Origin of the sequence: Thalassoglobus sp. (assembly GCF_048270125.1) — a bacterium.
Taxonomy (GTDB): Bacteria; Planctomycetota; Planctomycetia; order Planctomycetales; family Planctomycetaceae; genus Thalassoglobus.
Genome location: NZ_JBLWTN010000012.1, coordinates 59464 through 75861, shown reverse-complemented (window position 1 = coordinate 75861; position 16398 = coordinate 59464). Strand labels below are relative to the sequence as shown.

10 protein-coding genes are annotated in these 16398 nt (G+C 50.4%); 4 read left to right on the top strand and 6 right to left on the bottom strand.

The window, feature by feature from the left end; translation table 11 throughout:
* Positions 1–48: 48 nt before the first annotated feature.
* The 5 genes from ACN0YR_RS14695 to ACN0YR_RS14675 all read right to left on the bottom strand — a co-directional run bounded on the left by ACN0YR_RS14695 (position 49) and on the right by ACN0YR_RS14675 (position 7278).
* A complete protein-coding gene (locus ACN0YR_RS14695) occupies positions 49–888 on the bottom strand; it encodes an MBL fold metallo-hydrolase (protein WP_417849994.1) in 840 nt (279 codons plus the stop codon).
* Positions 889–1080: 192 nt separating this feature from the next.
* Positions 1081–2094 (bottom strand): hypothetical protein, encoded by a 1014-nt coding sequence (locus ACN0YR_RS14690; RefSeq protein ID WP_417849993.1) that lies wholly within the window; start codon positions 2092–2094, stop codon positions 1081–1083.
* Positions 2095–2732: 638 nt separating this feature from the next.
* The gene (locus ACN0YR_RS14685; RefSeq protein ID WP_417849992.1) at positions 2733–6008 is read right to left on the bottom strand and encodes a valine--tRNA ligase; all 3276 of its coding nucleotides are present in this window, start codon (positions 6006–6008) and stop codon (positions 2733–2735) included.
* A 130-nt stretch (positions 6009–6138) separates the two neighbouring features.
* Entirely contained in the window at positions 6139–6315 is a 177-nt protein-coding gene (locus tag ACN0YR_RS14680; protein WP_197442017.1) for a hypothetical protein, read from the bottom strand.
* A gap of 120 nt (positions 6316–6435) precedes the next feature.
* Positions 6436–7278, bottom strand: a complete 843-nt coding sequence (locus ACN0YR_RS14675) for a DUF6677 family protein (RefSeq protein WP_417849991.1) — start codon at positions 7276–7278, stop codon at positions 6436–6438.
* Between the two features lie 598 nt (positions 7279–7876).
* Here ACN0YR_RS14675 and ACN0YR_RS14670 point away from each other — a divergent pair.
* Both ACN0YR_RS14670 and ACN0YR_RS14665 read left to right on the top strand, forming a co-directional pair.
* Complete coding sequence (locus ACN0YR_RS14670; RefSeq protein ID WP_417849990.1) at positions 7877–8734, top strand: efflux RND transporter periplasmic adaptor subunit; 858 nt, start codon at positions 7877–7879, stop codon at positions 8732–8734.
* Positions 8735–8822: 88 nt separating this feature from the next.
* Positions 8823–11057 carry an HlyD family efflux transporter periplasmic adaptor subunit gene (locus tag ACN0YR_RS14665; protein ID WP_417849989.1) on the top strand — a complete coding sequence of 745 codons (2235 nt, stop codon included), beginning with the start codon at positions 8823–8825 and terminating at the stop codon, positions 11055–11057.
* Positions 11058–11147: 90 nt separating this feature from the next.
* Here ACN0YR_RS14665 and ACN0YR_RS14660 read toward each other — a convergent pair whose 3' ends face one another.
* Positions 11148–11621 carry a MarR family winged helix-turn-helix transcriptional regulator gene (locus ACN0YR_RS14660; protein WP_417849988.1) on the bottom strand — a complete coding sequence of 158 codons (474 nt, stop codon included), beginning with the start codon at positions 11619–11621 and terminating at the stop codon, positions 11148–11150.
* A 220-nt stretch (positions 11622–11841) separates the two neighbouring features.
* Here ACN0YR_RS14660 and ACN0YR_RS14655 point away from each other — a divergent pair, with 220 nt between their 5' ends.
* Positions 11842–13152, top strand: a complete 1311-nt coding sequence (locus ACN0YR_RS14655) for an efflux RND transporter periplasmic adaptor subunit (protein ID WP_417850040.1) — start codon at positions 11842–11844, stop codon at positions 13150–13152.
* Positions 13149–16301 (top strand): efflux RND transporter permease subunit, encoded by a 3153-nt coding sequence (locus tag ACN0YR_RS14650; protein ID WP_417849987.1) that lies wholly within the window; start codon positions 13149–13151, stop codon positions 16299–16301. Before ACN0YR_RS14655 ends, ACN0YR_RS14650 begins: the two co-directional genes overlap by 4 nt.
* The last annotated feature ends 97 nt before the right edge of the window (positions 16302–16398 follow it).

The following is a 16398-nucleotide window of genomic DNA, read 5'->3' as shown; positions in this document are numbered from 1 at the left end:
CGGCGAAACCGCAAAACAATAAAACCAGACTCAAAGCCACTCCCACAATCACACCCAAAGCTCGATCCGTTCTCTCAAACTTTCCGGGAGTCGCTGATCAACCGCACGGCGCAACTGATCGGGATGATACCGTGTGCTGAGATGCCCCAGGATGATGAGTTCATTTTGAAACCGATCAGCCCGCTCGACAAGATCGTCCAAGTGTGTATGCCCGAACTTATGAATCTTTTCTTTGCGATGTTCTGGGCGGAAGAAAGTCAGTTCCGTGATCAGAATTTTCGCCTGATACACAGCCTCACAATTGTCGAGACCTTGCGGAGCAGTGTCCCCACAGTAGCAGACGATCGGCGTGCGAACTTCCCCGCTCACTTCGATCCCGCTCAAGCGTAAGTCTCGGATCTCTACCCCGGAAAGCTCCTGATACTCAGGTTTCAGCTTCTTCCGTCTCTCCCAGATCACGTAACCGAGCGAAGGAACGGTGTGTTTGGTCGGAAATGTTGTCACGACATGCTCGCGAGAGAGTTCGTATTCCTCTCCCGGTTCGGCAGCGACCAGATTACAGATCATCCGTCCACGATCCAGTTTTTGCCACGCTCTGAGAAGCCTTTCAACTGGCTCGACAATTTTAGCAGGAACATAAATCGTCGGCGGCTCCATCTTCATCATCCGTCGACGTGCGACATATGCTGGAAGAGCAGCCATGTGATCAAGATGCCCGTGAGAAAGAAAAAACGTTTGCGTCCCCATGAACGACCATGGGCTGCCCCCCAGATCGAATCCGATTTTCAATTCAGGGATTCGCCAATACGTTTGGACAGCTGCACGTGAATATCCTTCAATCGTGAGCCCACCATGGACCATGGTTTTTAGGGGAAGATTTTCGATCATGTCTCACTAATTTCTTCTTGGGTACAGAAGAGAATCTTAGAGCATTTTGATCTTTTCGATACCCGCTGCAATCAAAGTTGAGGCAACAAAAGAAAAAATCGACACCCAATCTCTGGTGGATGTCGATTTCGAATGCAAATCCAATCTTGATCTTTACGTTCCGCCTCTGTGAGAGACGCGTGAGTCACGGTGCTATATTTGACGCGAAGCCAATGCGTCCGAAGACTGCTTGCTTTTCCGAGATCGTCGATACCACCCAACAAAACCGAAGCCAACTCCCATCAACACATTCGCGAATGGCAGTTCAGGGGTCTGTGAAGTCATCGGGCCAATGAACTCGAACCCAGTCACGCCGTTTTCTACTAACGATGTGGCCCCAGAGAGCAAATCTAATCCAGTTCGGCTTCCCGAAGTGTTGACAGCAATCTCGTATCCATAAATCCGATCACCAATCGAAAGACCAAAGTCAGCAAAAGGAATCAACAACGCTCCAATCTGCTGATTTCGATTTTGTTCACTTACACTGGCCTGCGTGAAAGGTCCAATGCCATTTGTCGTTTCAGAATCATAGAGAGCATGATTGAGATTCCTAACACCATTGCCAAACGGGTCACCTCCACCAATCAATAACCAGTCAGTCACTCCGTCCGGGTTCCCGCCATTGAGGCTCGTGATCGCACGCACTCGGAAATTGTTGTCATTGGCTCCACGTTCGATAATGCTCACCCCTGCTCGAGTCAATCCATCATTACTGGTTGGTGAGATTGATGTGGATGACCAAAATCGAATCGAATCGAGAGATTTCACAAAAGTATCGTCAGACCCGTAGTTGATCACTAAAGGTGTGTCAAACATGTCATAAAGGTCTGCCAGCGGAGACCCAGTAAACGACAACGAATCTCCTGAAAGAGCGGTTCCACCCCTTTCATAGAAAACGCGAGTCGGATTCGGATTGGCCTTCAGAGTGAAGCTCATCCGGTCGAAACCGAGCACTGGATTGTACTGCGTCGAACCAGCCGAAAGACTCGTAACGATCGTTTGATCATTGTGAAAAGTGTGAGTGGGTCCGTTTGTAAATCCTCCCACTGATTCTGGAGTCCCTTCAACGACGGTTGTCGTCACAGAATCGAACGCAATCAGAGCAGCCTCGCTTGATGTAGCAAGACTCACAACGAACGTCGCACAAAACAAAATCTTCCAAGCCATGACCGCGAATCCAATTTCTTAACAAACGTATCAATTTCCACGAAGCACGAAATGAATTCCAAAAGCGCGCCAAGTATGCCTAATGCGTTGAAACATATGTCAAAGAAGCAGATTCGCAAGACGCCTCTCTGATTTTTGGAAAGCAAATTTTTTTTGCAGTGCGTCATGAAACATGTAACGATTACTACGATGTCACACGTTGTTTTTTCCAGAAAAGGAACTGATTCAGTCCGAAATATCAGTACCACCGGACTTCTCGTCATTCACAAGCATCACATAACGAATTGCCAAACAGAATGGCCCACTTTGTCTTTTTTTCTTCTGTCAGCTTGATTCATTTTTTTCAATGCTCCTCCTGCGTAGGAAGCTCATTCACGGCTTTATAGACTTCTTGCTACATTGCAGAACACAAAGACCAAGATTCGAAGTTCTTGCAAGCCACTTTAGAACTGATCCTGAAACTTGAAATTGCTCTCTCAAACGTTGAGAGAAGCGGCTATTCCAGAGGTTTTCGGACTGGTTCTAGAAATCACAGTCGCGTTCCGCCTCTGTGGGAAACGCGACTTCAATAACGAACCTGGACGAGATCTCGAGACGCCAGCGATTCAATTTGTTCCCAGAGGCGTAGTTCGCGGTTCTTAACTTAGATCGCGAATGATCTCTTCGATACTCGCTTTCTGGCTTTGGTTGTTTGCGAGTGTTTCTCGGACACCGTTGACGACCGCTTCGGGGGCGCTGCTGACGAATTTTTCGTTGTTGAGTTTTGCCTCAGAGCCTTTGATGTGCTTTTCGACTTCAACAAGTTTCTTCTTCTGGCGTTCAAGTTCTTCAGCAGTGTCGATCAGACCTTCGAGGGGAATGTATCCGTCGGCGTCACCGAGTGAAAAGCTGGCTGAGCCATTGGGACGTTCGACATCGGCACCGGCAGCTTCGAGAACAGCCTTGGTCAGGTTGTCGAACTGAGTTGCGACAGACTGCATCTCGCCTGCAACTTCGGCACTTGCTCGCATCAGCAATTTAACTGAGGTTCCCGGAGGAATACTGTAGATCGCGCGGACATTTCTGATCGCAACGATGGTCTCTTGCAATCGCTCAAAACGTTTTTCGAGAGCGTCGTCTTGCCAGGCATTCGGAAGTTTAGGCCAACTGGCATTGATACATGAATCTTCAACCGTTTGTGTACTCAGTATCGCCGTGGGTGATTCCCCCGGTGTGACATCGTTGACCGGGAGCGCTCGATCCGTCGCGATTTCACCCAAGCGATTCCACAGTTCTTCGCAGATGAACGGCGTGAATGGTTGCAGCAGTCGCACCATCGAATCGAGAACAGCAAGCAGAATGCGCTGGGCAGTTGCTCGCGATTCTGCGTCCCGAAGACGCGGCTTGATCATTTCCAGATACCAGTCGCAGAACTCATTCCAGGTGAAGTCCCGAATCGCACGTGTGGCGGCATCGAATTGATAACGACTCAGGAACTCATCGATCTGGTTAGCGACTGTTGAAAGCCGGGACAAAATCCAGCGGTCTTCAAGTTGCAATTGATCTTCCGTGACCTCGCCGGGTGTATAGCCGGGGCCGTTGTCACTCTCCACAAGGTTCATCATCGCAAATCGGGCTGCGTTCCAGAACTTGTTACAGAAGTTGCGACCATATTCGAAACGCTCGCTGACCATTTTCGCAATCGGTTCATCTGGATCAGCATCGTAGAGCGGAGTGGTGAACTGGCTTTCTTTTTTGCACTTCTTGTTTGTGCAAACCAGCGTTGGTTTCGGGGCACCCTGTGGAATCGGGAACTCCCCTTTCATCGTACTCGGGACAACGATTGTCGATGTATCCAGCTTGTACTGCATAGGAGCGATCATCTCCTCACAGTGTGGACACTCGTAGCTGATCGGGAGACGAACGTCTTGAGTTTCGCCCGCGAATGAGGCAATTGTAAAGCGAATTGCATCGGCGCCGTACTTTTCGATCAGGTCGACAGGATCAACGCCGTTCCCTTTCGATTTGGACATCGTCTGCCCAAATCCATCCAGAATTTTCGGATGCACATGCACATGCTGAAACGGCACCTCGTCCATGTTGTACAAGCCGGTCAGCACCATTCGCGCGACCCACAATGTAATGATGTCACGCGATGTGATGAGAACAGATCCGGGGTAGAAGTAAGAGAGGACTTCATTGCCCGTTTTTTCTCCGGCTGATTCTCCCTGAACCAATTGATCACCGGCGACTAATGGCTCTGGTTGTACCCCCGGTGCTAACTGAGTCTCGTTCAGTTGCGTTTGATTCAGAACTTCTTCTTCATTGAGCGGTGGATTGTGATCCAAGTCCGGCCAACCGAGCGTGGCATGCGGCCAGAGCGCAGAAGAGAACCAAGTGTCGAGTACGTCTGGATCTTGCTCAAAACCAGCACGTTCAAGGAGCGATTCAGTTTCTGGAACATCGGCATCGATGCAAATGCGGCAGACCAACTCGTCTCCATCTCCTCGCTGTACTTGTACGAGCATCCCTTCGCGTACGCTTTTCGGGACAAGCTCCTCGTCCAACTCATTCAGATCGATGGACTCGAAACCGATATTTTTTAATATCTCTTTCATTTGCTGCTGTTCGGCTTTGGCTGTCCAAACAGGAATTCGGTGTCCCCACCAAAGCTGTCGACTGATACACCAGTCACGTTTCTCGCCGAGCCATTCGGTGTAGGTTTTCGCATAGCGTGATGGGAAGAATCGAACGCGTCCATCTTCAACGGCGTCGACCGCTTTCTGTGCTAAGCCGGGTGAACCATTTTCGTCGTCACCCATGCGGACGAACCACTGGTCGGACAGGTATGGTTCGACAGGTGTCTTGGATCGGTCGCTGTGCTTGAGCGGAATGGTACGATCTTCGACACCTTCGAAGCGACCGAGCTCTGCCATTCTTTCGACGACCTTGCCGCGCACTTCGAGCCGGTCAATCCCTTCCCATTCCCCGCCATTCTCATTGAGCGTGCCGTCGGCATTCAGGATATTGATGATGCCGATTTCAGGATTGCGCAGGTAGCAGGCGTAATCGTTCGGGTCGTGAGCCGGTGTCACTTTGACCGCTCCCGTCCCTTTTTCTTTGTCTGCCAGAAGTGCATCAGCGATGATCGGAATGATGCGGTTATTGAGCGGGATTTTGACGCTCTTACCAATTAATTTTGTGTAACGCTCATCTGTTGGATGCACACAGACAGCAGTATCGCCCAGCATTGTTTCCGGTCGAGTCGTCGCATAGCGGATTCGTTCACCGGTAGGATTGCCATCGTCATCAACCACTGGATAGTTGAAGGTCCAGAAGTGACCAGCGACGTCTTCTTCAAAAACTTCATCGTCAGCGACCGCTGTTTGCAAATGCACATCCCAGTTGACGAGGCGTTTGCCCCGAAAGATGAGCCCGTCGCTGAACATTTTGAAGAAGGTACGGCGGACAGCCTTTGCACAAACATCATCTAACGTAAAACGGATGCGTCGCCAATCGCAGCTGGCTCCGAGTGATTTCTGCTGAGAGATAATTCGTTTTTCGTAAGCATCTTTCCAACGCCAGATCCGGTTGACGAGTGCTTCGCGACCGATGTCATGGCGCGTGAGTCCTTCCTCTTCCAGCATCCGGCGTTCGACGACAGCCTGTGTCGCAATCCCAGCATGATCGGTTCCTGGCATCCAGAGTGCTTCAAAGCCCTGCATCCGCCGCCAGCGCGTGATCAGATCCTGGCAAGTCCCGTTTAAAGCGTGTCCCATGTGCAAGGCACCGGTCACATTCGGGAGCGGAATCATGATCGTATGAGACTCTTTTCCTGGGACAGGATCAGCGTTGAAGTCGCCTCGCTGTTCCCAGAATGGAAACCATTTCGCTTGAGCTTCTTGTGGATCGTAAAGTTTTGGGATATCGGTCATCGGAACAATAAGTTTGTTTAAAAAACGAGCGTGAAAGAGATAAATTCAAAACGGTGATTCACATTTCGCAGCGAGAATCGAACTCGATTCACATCTGTTGCGAAGTGAAAATGATCTGTGAACGATTTTTTCAGATTCCGTAAGAGAGAGCAAAGAGGACACCCAGAATCACCGCCATAAAGAGAATGATTTGGATGAACAGCTTGGCGGATCGTTGCAGAATCAACGGAATCGACTCATAACGGCTGGTTTGCCAGACGAGACTGACAGCAGCTGCAAGTGGAAATAAGTACCAGGTGATATTCATTAGTGATTGACTCACTCTTGGTTGAGACGAGGAGAGGGAAGTTGAGAACCAGTCCGAAACCTCTCGAATCGCTGCTTTTCTCAATGATTGAGAGAGCAAATTCAAGTATCAGGATCAATTCTACTCAGCATCGGTTTCGTTGGTGGAGTTTTCATCTTCCGTGTCCGATTCCGAGCCTCCGTAACCATAGGCAGGTCCTTCAACAGCATCCCAAATCGCGAGAACGTTGAGTAAACCAGCGACCCAGGTAAACACCATCGCAAGCTCGTGATATTTGCCCAGTTTCCCATGGAGTTCCTGGACTTCCTCATCGTCCATTGGCACTTGATACCAATTCAGAAATGGCCTCGGAATCGATCCCCGAATCTCACCGATTGACTGAAAAGGTGTCGCCTGATCCCCAAGGATCGGGGCTTCGAGAACCCGATTCTCTGAAGCTTTGACTTCTCGTCCCAGATGGATGTGGCTTCCCAGGTGAAACTCTAGCTCTTTGCCATCAATCACCGTCTCCAACCGGCCTGCGTAGGTGGTGTCACCAAAACGATCGGTCTCCGGTTCGAGATGGACAGTCCCCTGAATCTCTTCGGTAAGAGGAGAATCACCACGAAGATTGATTTGTCCCTCAAACGGTGCAGAAAACGCTTCCAAAGCGGGCGACGTCGGACGACTTCCTTCAGGACCATACCGTTCCCGTTGAACGAGTCCGTACATCGAAGGCAAACCGACACCGAGTTGGGCGGCGTACTTCAGCATTTCGATTTTCTTCCCCGACCCTTTCGCCGGGGGCTGAACGGCTTTCCAGTCCGCCATTGCCATCCCAGAGAAGAACAAGCCGAGAATGCAAATCGCGTAAACAGCAGCTTTGAACATTCGCCCTTGGTACAGATGCCCTGCTCCAGGAAGCAGATAGGCCAAAACACCAGCAATGACTGGGTTCTTCAAGTTGATCTGTTGATCTGTCATCGATTCCAGCCACCGCACGGGCAGCCCATTCCTATCAATTGTGTACCGCAAGTTGTGTACCGAAAGTGATGCACGTTGCGGAAGAAAACCATCTTGTCAGGTTTACGAGTTTTGGATTGTAGATGTTGGACGGACCTGCTGCCAGTGCCGTTGATTCAGTGGTAAAATGGAGAATTCCCGCCTGAATCGTAGTCGCTGCCAGATCTGACACAATCTTGATTCCGCAAGATAAAAACCGAAAGGATTGCTCCAAGGAGAGAATCGGAGCCTGATAAAATTAAACATGAAGTCGCAGGACTTCGCGGTGACAGCTTCACAACTGCAGGCAATTTTTTCTCGACAAGGCATCTCAGATTGCACAACACCGACAACTATGACAGACTTTACTGACATTCCGCGACGGAATCATTGCGAGGATCTGGCTCTGAGGCGCTCTAATAATACTGTTGAGATCGTTCTTCAAGACTCGATTTTCGATCACTTGGTCAGGCTTTGTTAGAGCGAACTTGAACCAGCCCGAAAATTTGTGGAATGGTCACTTTTCTCAACGTTTGAGAGAGCAAGTTCAGGTTTCAAAATCAGTTCTAGAAAGTTTTCGATGCTTGAATCGCTACTGTTTTTGCTTGTTTCGGCTCCAGTCGAGAATCCACCCGCCAAGCCGATTCCAGTTCAGTCAGCAGTCGTCTCGCTCATCGATGACGTCGATCTGGCTTTCGGAGAAACTGGAATTGTCGAGAAAGTCTATGTCTCCGCAGGAGATCAAATCCGCAAAGGTGATCTGTTAGCGGAACTGAATTCGACTGATGCGGAGCTTGAAATCAATCGTGTTCACGCTGAACTCGAAATGGCAAAGCTGAAAGCTCATAACGATTTAAGTGTCCAACTAACTGTCAAAGCACTGGGGTTGGCAAATGCTGAACTGTCGCGGGCTGTCAAAGCAAATGAAGAATTCGACAACACCGTTTCTGCGTCTGAAATTGACCGTTTAACTCTCTCCCGAGACGAAGCAGAACTGAGGATCGAACAGGCTCAACACGATCTCGAATACACTCGCTTACAGGTGCGTCTCAAAGATGTGGAGTTCGATATTGCTCGTCGAAAGCGAGAACGCAGACGGCTCAGATCCCCCATCGATGGAGTGGTGGTCAAGGTCGAACATCACGGCGGAGAATGGGCACAGCCTGATCAGACATTCTGCCGCATCATCCGCACCGACCGAGTTCGCGTTGAAGGATTTGTCAACGAGGCGGATGGAGATGTCGAAATCGGCCAGCCGGTCATGCTGTCGCTCCTTTCCAGCAAAACAGGTGAGCCTCAACAGTTTCCCGGCACAGTGACATTTGTCGATCCCGAGATTGATACCGTCACTGGTCAATATCGCATCTCTGCTGAATTCGAAAACCCGGAAGGAATCCTGCGTGCAGGTCAACGACCGACTCTGTTAATTGTTCAATAGCCAGAACGAGAACCTTGAACACCGCATCGTTTTTGGACAGGTCCTCAATAACTGAGACACCTGGTTGATCATGGTGAATTGAGAATCAATGACTTCCGCTCCTCCGAGTTCTCCTCCATTCTCTGAAAAACAGAATCCAATCCCTGTTCGGCGGCGGAAAGATTTAATTGTTCAGCAAACCGGAGAGGGCAGCCACCCCGTCTGGACAGTCAAAGATCCGATCTCCGAACGATTCTTCCAATTGCGACAAGCAGACTACTTTGTCTTTCTAAATCTGGACGGACAAACCTCTCTCGAAGAGATACAACAGCGGTTCTTCAAAAGCCATTCGCCTCGCCAACTCTCCGAAGAACAAATTCTCATTTTCGTTCAGCGACTCTTCTCGCAAGGACTGGTACATGTTGAGAAATTTGGTCTCGCCGACTCAATCCTCGAACGTCGGACTCGCCTGGAAGCAAACGAACGAAAGCAAAAACTCTCCAGCATCCTCGCGATCCGTTTCCGGGGAATCGACCCCGACAAAGCGCTTGAGCGCTGCTTGCCGTTTGTGAACTGGCTCTTTTCTCCGGTCTGCTTCGTGCTGTGTCTGCTGCTCAGCCTGTTTGCAATCGGCATTGTTGTGGCGGAATGGGAATCAGTCACTCGTGAAATGCCCCGTTTCGGAACATTCTTGAAGTCAGGGGAGTTCGTTTGGTTCGTTGTGACGATCGGCTGCATTAAAGTCGTTCACGAACTGGCGCATGCCTTTGCATGCAAGCGATTCGGCGGGGAATGTCATGAACTCGGTGCGATGCTGCTGGCATTCACGCCCTGTCTGTACTGCAACGTCTCCGATTCCTGGTTGATGAAAAACCGCTGGCATCGCATTGCTATCGCCGGTGCGGGAATTTACGTGGAAATCCTGATGGCATCGATCTGCGTCTTCCTGTGGCACTGGTCCATACCGGGGACGATCCACACGATTTGCCTCTACATTATGGTGATCAGTTCGGTAAGTACCGTGCTTTTGAACGGGAATCCCCTCCTCCGCTACGACGGTTACTACATTCTGTCCGATATCGTTGGTCTTCCCAACTTGCGAAGTCGCTCACAAGGCTTAGTCCGGGGATGGCTCTCCCAACTCTTTTTCGGCGTCCGCACACCCGATCCGCTTCGTGGACAACCGATTTCAAAAACTTTGCTCGGACTGTATGGAATCCTGTCGGGACTCTACATTTGGTTCGTGATGTTCGCCATCTTGTGGATGCTTTATCAGGTTGCAAAACCGTACGGACTCGAAGCTGTCGTCATCGCATTGGGCATGTTGTTACTCTCACTGCGAATCACCGGGCTCGTTGGGAATTTACTTAAATTCATGAAATCACTGCAGCAACAAAAACAGTTCAGGCCGTTCCGTTTTGGAATCGCTGTTGCTCTGGCAATCGGGGGGCTGTACGGACTTTTGATGCTCGAATTCCCACGCAGACTGACTGCTCCCTGCATTGTCGAAGCACACGAAACTCTCCCGGTATTCATTTCATCTCCGGGTAAGATCGAGTTCCAGAAGTTGACACCTGGTGAAGTCGTGCATGAAGGCGATCTTCTGGCGACGTTGACTAACCGCGATCTCGAGCGAGACGTCCTCCAACTCGAAGTTAAAGTTGTACAACAAAAAAAGAAGATCGAATTACTCATCACCCAACAGGTTGACAACCCCGACGCCGCTGCTGAAATCCCATCTGCCCGTGCAAAGCTTCTCAATTACGAAGACCGCTTCAAACGAAAGCAGGCAGAACTTGAAAGATTGAGACTCCACTCTCCCGGCTCTGGATTACTCCTGCCCGGCGAAAAATTTATTGACTCAAATTCAGCGAATGATGAATTTCAGCGAACAGGGTTCGCGATAGAGAAAATCAACGACGGAGCCTGGCTGGAAGTCGGCACGATGCTTTGCCGCATCGCTGACGATTCAGCATATGAAGCAGTGCTGTACTTGAATCAATCCGATGCTGTCTTGCTGTCCCGCAAGAGCTCCGCCTCGATCATCGTCACACAATCGCCCGGAACTGTGCTCACCGGAGAGATCATCGAGATTGCAACCGAGCCCTTAAAGATGCTCCCTCCAATCCTTGTTCGCGAAAACATGATCCCCTTCGCCCCCGACGGTTCCGGACAGCTTCAGCCAGCCTACCCCATTCATGAAGTTCGAGTCCGCATCATCCCCTCTGAGAAGATTAAACTCGCCATCGGCCAAACTGGCAACGCGACCATTCACCTGGCGCCAGAATCCATCCTCACCACAATCAGCCGGATGATTCGGCAAACCTTTACTTTTGAACTGTAATCACCAGGAGAACAAGATCAGCAATCGAACTCAGCAAGACTCAGTATGCATGTCCGCAGAGGAAATGAAGCAAGAACGCGACAGAACCAGTCAGTCCTCAATCCCGGATCGCATTTTTTCCATCAGTCGAGTCAACTCTTTCACTTCTTTGACTGTCAGTTCGCAACTGAGTCGATCGTGAAGCTCCATAAGCGGCGAAGCGATTTCCTCGAGCAACGTTAACGCCGACGCGGTAAGTTCGATGTAGACGATGCGTCGGTCTTCTTTACAGCGTCTGCGGCGGACAAGCTCTTGCTTCTCAAGTCGGTCAATCAACCCTGTCATGGCAGGCACAACTTGAATCATCCTTGCGCCAACTTCCAGCGAGGGGAGCGGATTGCCTTCTTCGCGTAAAATCCGCAAGACATTATACTGTGAAGGTGTGAGCCCAAATTCACGAAAGAAACGACCAAAGCGGTTTTGCAGCAAATCCGTCGTTTTTAACACATTCAAGTTCGCCTCTTGACGAGGGGACTCGAATGGTCTTTTCTTTTTTATCTCTTGTTGTAAACGGCTATTTGCCATCTTGCCATTTCCTATTCCCGCGAGTACATTACCTCAAAATAGATTACACGTCAACTATTATTGCGGGGGTGGCTTGCACCTCGACAAAAAGGAACCGTTTGTCTTGAACGTTTCATCAAAGAAACCATTCCTAGGCCTTGCGGGCATTCTCTGTTTGCATTGTTGCCTGCTAGGTTGCCAAAATTCTGCGCCTGCACCTAAAGACCCGCCTCCACCGACGATGACTGTCGCGCCACCAGTGAAGAAAAAAATCGTTGAGTGGGACGCTTACACCGGTCGGCTCGAAGCTGTTGAATTCGTCGAAATCCGCTCCCGCGTGAGTGGTTATTTAGAGTCGATTCACTTTGAAGAGGGACAGATTGCCCAAAAAGGAGCCCTCCTCTTCGTCATCGATCCTCGCCCTTTTCACGCAGAACTCAATGGGGCAAAGGCTGCATTGAGCCAGGCTGTTTCGATGGTTGAGCAGGCGAAAGCGAAGCTGAATGAAGCAAAAGCAAAGGGCCTGCAGTCTGATGCTCAGTTGCAACTGGCTGAAGCTCGCGTGCAACGGGCTCGCTTACTCAAAGCAAGTAACGCAAGCACTCAGGAAGAACTTGATCAGCGAGAGGCCGAGTTGCTTCAAGCCAAGGCAGACGTGGAAGCCAGCAAAGCTGAGGCAAGTTCAGCTGAGGCAGCGATTGCCTCAGCCAAAGCGGCCATCGACTCCGCCAAAGCGAGTGTGGTCACAGCGGAACTTAACCTCGACTACACTCAAGTCAGAGCTCCGGTGACCGGACGCGTCAGCCGAGAGTATGTCACCGAAGGAAATCTGATCAGTGGTGGCTCGGCGTCTTCTACTTTGCTCACGACGATAGCATCCGTTGACCCGATTTACTGCACTTTTGATGCGAACGAACAACAGGTTCTCAAATACATTCGACTTGCTCAAGCTGGCAGACGACAAAGCTCACGAGATGCAAAGAACCCCGTCTACTTAGGGTTAATCGACGAAGATGGCTTTCCGCATGTCGGACACATGGACTTTGTCGATAACCGCTTCGATTCGAGTACCGCCAGCATGCGTGCTCGTTGCGTGTTCTCGAATGATGATCAAGTTTTGCTGCCGGGTATGTTCGCACGGATTCGAATTCCTGGCAGTGCCGGCTACGAAGCGATACTGATTCCCGACTCTTCTGTCGGTACCGACCAGGCATCGCAGTTTGTCTACGTCGTTGTGGATGGTGTCATTGAACGCCGAGCAGTGAAACTAGGACCGATCGTCGACGGCCTGCGAGTCGTGCGAGAAGGTTTGGAAGGTGGGGAATCACTCGTTATTGAAGGGATGATTCGAGCTCGCCCAGAGCTGAAGGTCAACACACAAGCAGGGGAGATTCAAATCATTGAAGATGGACTCCCTGACGACTACGAGCCACTCCCACGCGAAAAGTGGATCTCTCCAGAACAGAATTCAACCCAAAATCCTTCTTCGCCTCCAAAGCCTGATTCAGCAACACCGACTACGGATGCTGAAGAAGGAGAAAACAAGTCATGAAGTTTCCGCACTTCTTTATTGAACATCCGATTTTCGCAACTGTCCTCTCAACCTTAATTGTGTTGGTGGGGGGAATTTCTTATCTCTCGCTGCCCGTTTCACAGTACCCAGACGTTGCGCCGCCGACAATTTTAGTTCGCGCAAGCTACCCAGGTGCAACTCCGCAGGTGATTGCCGATACAGTGGCAACTCCTATCGAACAGGAAATGAACGGCGTTGATAACATGCTGTACATGGAGTCATCCTCCAGTGCAGATGGCACAATGCAGCTCACGGTCACTTTCAAGCTGGGCACGAACCTTGATGACGCACAGGTGCTGGTTCAGAACAGAGTCGCGGTCGCTGAGTCGCGTCTCCCTGAACAGGTACGTCAGATCGGGATTACGACGAAAAAGCAAATTCCCGACATGCTGATGGTGGTTCACCTGAACTCTCCGGATGAGAGTCGAGACACTCTTTACATCAGTAACTTCGCGTTTCTCAAAGTTCGCGATGCCTTGATGCGCCTCGACGGAGTTGGAGACATTCGTATTGCGGGTGGAAACGAATACTCGATGCGGGTATGGCTCGACATCGAAAAAATGAGACACGTTGACCTGACAGCTGGCGACGTGGTGCAGGCGATTCGTCAACAAAACGTGCAGGTCGCAGCGGGTGTCATCGGCCAGCCTCCGACCAGTGACACAGGTGCGTTCCAACTTAACGTGACAACTCAAGGACGGCTTCAGGACACAGAGGAATTCGGCCAGATTATTGTCAAACGTGGGGAAGATGGGCGGGTCATTCGATTGGCCGATGTGGCTCGGCTGGAACTTGGAGCACAAGATTATTCTCGTCTCAGCTACCTTGATGGCAAGCCTGCCATCGCCGTACTCGTTTATCAGCGACCGGGGACCAATGCTGTTGATACTGCAGCTGAGATCAAGCGTACAATGGCTGAAATGCGACCGAATTTCCCAGAGGGAATGGATTACGAAATCGCATACAACCCAACAAAATTCGTCGAAGATTCAATTGACGAGGTTTTCAAAACACTGTTGATCACGACCGTTTTTGTGGTGCTCACGGTGTTCTTGTTTCTTCATAACTGGCGTCCCACCATCATTCCAGTCGTGGCAATTCCGATCTCACTGATCGGGACCTTCGCAGCGATGCAAGGTCTCGGCGTCACGCTCAACACGCTTTCCCTGTTCGGTTTAGTCTTGGCGATTGGGATCGTGGTGGACGATGCGATTGTTGTGGTTGAGAACGTTGAACGTCTGATCCGCGAAGGAGTCTCACCGCGTAAGGCTGCGCATCAGGCAATGGATGAAGTAGGCTCCGCACTCATCGCGACAACGTTAGTTTTGATCGCGGTGTTTGTGCCAACCATCTTTGTTCCAAGTATCAGTGGAAAATTTTATCAGCAATTTGCATTAACAATTTCGATCTCAACAGCGATCTCGACCTTTGTGTCACTCACCCTGACTCCCGCGTTATGTGCGTTACTCCTGAGACCTCAAGAGGCTCCGAAGAATCGCATGGCGAAGATTGTTGATTTCCTTTTCGGATGGTTCTTCCGACTCTTCAATCGAACCTTTGACCTCACAAGTAATCTTTACGCCGGAATCATTTCTCGTGTAGTACGTGCTTCAGCATTTGCGTTGTTGATTTACGGCGGCTTGCTCGCTTGCACTTGGTACAGCTTCGGGTTGGTCCCCTCTGGATTCATTCCCCAGCAGGACCAAGGTTACCTCATTGTCAGTTTGCGATTGCCTGACGGGGCAGCTTTATCACGAACAGATGCCATCACAAAGCAAATCGCAGAGATTGGAAGTCAAATTGACGGGGTTGCTCACTCCGTAGGGATCGTTGGACTGTCAGGCTCGACGTTCACAATCAGCCCCAATGCCGCTGTGGCATTTTTGCCTCTCGAAGACGCAAAAGAGCGAGCAGCGCGTGGTCGAGGTGCCGATGTCATCGCAGATGATATGCGACAGGCTGTCTCCCAAATTAATGAAGCAGAAGTCTTCATTATTCCACCAGCCCCGGTCCGCGGGATCGGCCGTGGTGGAGGCTACAAGATGTACATCCAGGACCAAAGCGGTGCAGGAGTTGACGCGATGGCTCTCGTCGCGGATGCCATGGTCGAGGAAGCGAATAAACAGGCGGGGCTTTCTCAAGTCTTCACGAACTACCGCATGAGTGTTCCACAAATCTATGCGGATGTGGACCGAACCAAAGCTCAGATGCTCGACATCCCCATGAGCAATGTGTTTGAAGCATTGCAGGTCTACCTTGGTTCGACGTACGTCAACGACTTCAACATGCTGGGAAGAACCTATCGCGTGACCGCCCAGGCTGAGCAAGAATTCCGAGACGAACCAAGCGATATTTTACGCCTGCGAACTCGCAACGCGAGTGGTTCAAGCGTTTCACTCGGAGCGATTGTTGAACTGAAACAGATCGCCGGCCCAGACCGTCTCGTCAGGTTCAACCTCTACCCTTCTGCCGACATCAATGGCAACACAGCGGGTGGATTTAGTACCGGTCAGTCTTTGGAGACTATGGAAAGTCTCTCAGATGACATCCTTCCACCTGGTTTCGGTTATGCCTGGACAGAGATTGCTTATCAAGAAAAACAGGCTGGCAATACCATTCTGTTCCTGTTCCCAGTTGCGGTGTTATTCGTGTTTCTGGCACTGGCTGCTCAGTACGAAAGTTGGCTATTGCCACTTGCGATCATCTTAATTGTGCCGCTGTGCCTGCTATTTGCGATTCTTGGAATTTGGATGCGAGGAATGGATAACAACATCCTGACTCAAATCGGCTTCATCGTGCTGATCGGGCTTGCCTGCAAAAATGCAATTCTGATCGTCGAGTTTGCCAAAGCTGAAGAAGATGCGGGGAAAGACCGCTTTCAGGCAGCCGTTGATGCCTGCCGCATGCGTCTACGACCGATTTTGATGACTGCCCTCTCCTTCATTCTGGGAGTGATTCCGCTCCTGATTGCGACAGGTGCAGGGTTCGAAATGAGACGAGTGCTGGGAACAGCTGTCTTTAGCGGTATGCTCGGCGTGACCTTCTTCGGACTTTTCCTGACACCAGTTTTTTACGTCGTCCTTCGAAAAGTCAGCCGAAAAAAAACGATTGCTGAGAACGGATCCTGAAACTGAATTTGCTCTTTCAAGTACTGATAAAAGAGCAAATCCGACAAGTGCCCGGACTGGTTTCAAGGCTTCGATCTTGCATCGTGTACTGCTCATC